Annotated in this window: 2 protein-coding genes and 1 pseudogene; all 3 read right to left on the reverse strand. The window is 55.0% G+C overall.

Translation table 11 applies throughout. The annotated features are described in order from the left end of the window. Positions 1-41 precede the first annotated feature (41 nt). Positions 42-158 carry a MerR family transcriptional regulator gene (locus C4K88_RS18120; protein ID WP_031943118.1) on the reverse strand — a complete coding sequence of 39 codons (117 nt, stop codon included), beginning with the start codon at positions 156-158 and terminating at the stop codon, positions 42-44. Next, positions 155-793: an organomercurial lyase MerB gene (merB, locus tag C4K88_RS18125; protein WP_011405610.1), complete on the reverse strand. Its 639-nt coding sequence runs from the start codon at positions 791-793 to the stop codon at positions 155-157. Before merB ends, C4K88_RS18120 begins: the two co-directional genes overlap by 4 nt. A gap of 80 nt (positions 794-873) precedes the next feature. Continuing rightward, positions 874-1,136 (reverse strand): annotated as a pseudogene (locus tag C4K88_RS18130) (hypothetical protein); the annotation flags it as partial.

Raw genomic sequence — 1,136 nt, forward strand, 5'->3', positions numbered from 1 at the left:
AGAAACCGCAGCCTTCCGAGTGTTTTGTCATCGAAAATGTTCTAGCCACTTTCGGTTCGCCGAGCAGGGTGCAACAAGCCGCGTATCATGTAGTCGCGCACGACATGCACGCTGACGCAAGCATCATCAGCCAGCTTCGATATCGAGTACGCATTCATACTGGGCTTTCCTCGCAGTCCTCTAGCAGCTTAAGCGCGACATCATGACCAAGGTCGAACGCACTCTCGACAGGCACGACCTCAATCCCTTGGTGGGTCGAAGCCCACGAATTTGCAATAGACGGAGACGCAAAGAAATGCACATGACAGCAAAACGAACAACGAATGTCGGGCGAAGTATCCGGAGTTCGCAGTGAAACCATTGCTTCTGCCGGTTCGACATGAAGCACTGCTTCTGGTGCAACGGTGAGAGTGATCGGCCTACCGGTGGCGGCGCAGCGGGAAGTGACACGGGCAATCTTGCCGGTCAAGGCGGGAAACATCAAGGTGTCCAGCGCACACCATGTGTACAAATGACGGCCATCCACCTCAAAAACGTGAGAGGTTTCACGTAGTGTCAGCCCCAGTCCAATGATATTGGCCTCGTCGTCATATTCCGTACCAGGTGCCTGCTCAAGTACCGTTGCAACTCTCGCTCCAGACCATCCGAGTGCGCCGGCGAGCTTTTCGCGTGATACAGGTCCCCCCATCGCTAGCTGTCGGAGCAGCGCGACAAAGAGCGTTGCGAACTCTTTAGGATGATTGCCAGATGAAAGGCTTTCGGCAATCTTTTTGGAATAAATAGTCTTGTCCATTTTCCACCTGTTATATCGGGCAGCGATCAACCGGGATAAACCTTACTCGGCGGTTACGTCCTGCGCCTACCAAAGACGAATTACTTTGTGCCTTGCCGGCGTTGCCATTCCTCGGCCAGCAGCTGGGCTTGCTGTAACTGTTCGGGCTTCATTTGAGCTGCATAGTCTGCAACGACTTTTGCTGCTGTCGGTTCTCCCGACGCTGCGGCCAGACTCATCCACTGGTATGCCTGCACCTGGTCGGGCGCGATGTCGGTAAGACCCTTTGCAAACAGCTGGGCCAGCCTGACTTGAGCCTGCGTGTGTCCCTGCTCGGCAGCGAGGCGGTACCACTTGAAAGCCT

Source organism: Arthrobacter pityocampae (assembly GCF_002927275.1).
Classification (GTDB): Bacteria; Actinomycetota; Actinomycetes; order Actinomycetales; family Micrococcaceae; genus Arthrobacter_D; species Arthrobacter_D pityocampae.

What these genes read in the sequence shown, in the direction of transcription:
- C4K88_RS18120 (WP_031943118.1), bottom strand. Translation starts at nt 158, where the DNA reads ATGAATGCGTACTCGATATCGAAGCTGGCTGATGATGCTTGCGTCAGC.
- merB (WP_011405610.1), bottom strand. Translation starts at nt 793, where the DNA reads ATGGACAAGACTATTTATTCCAAAAAGATTGCCGAAAGCCTTTCATCT.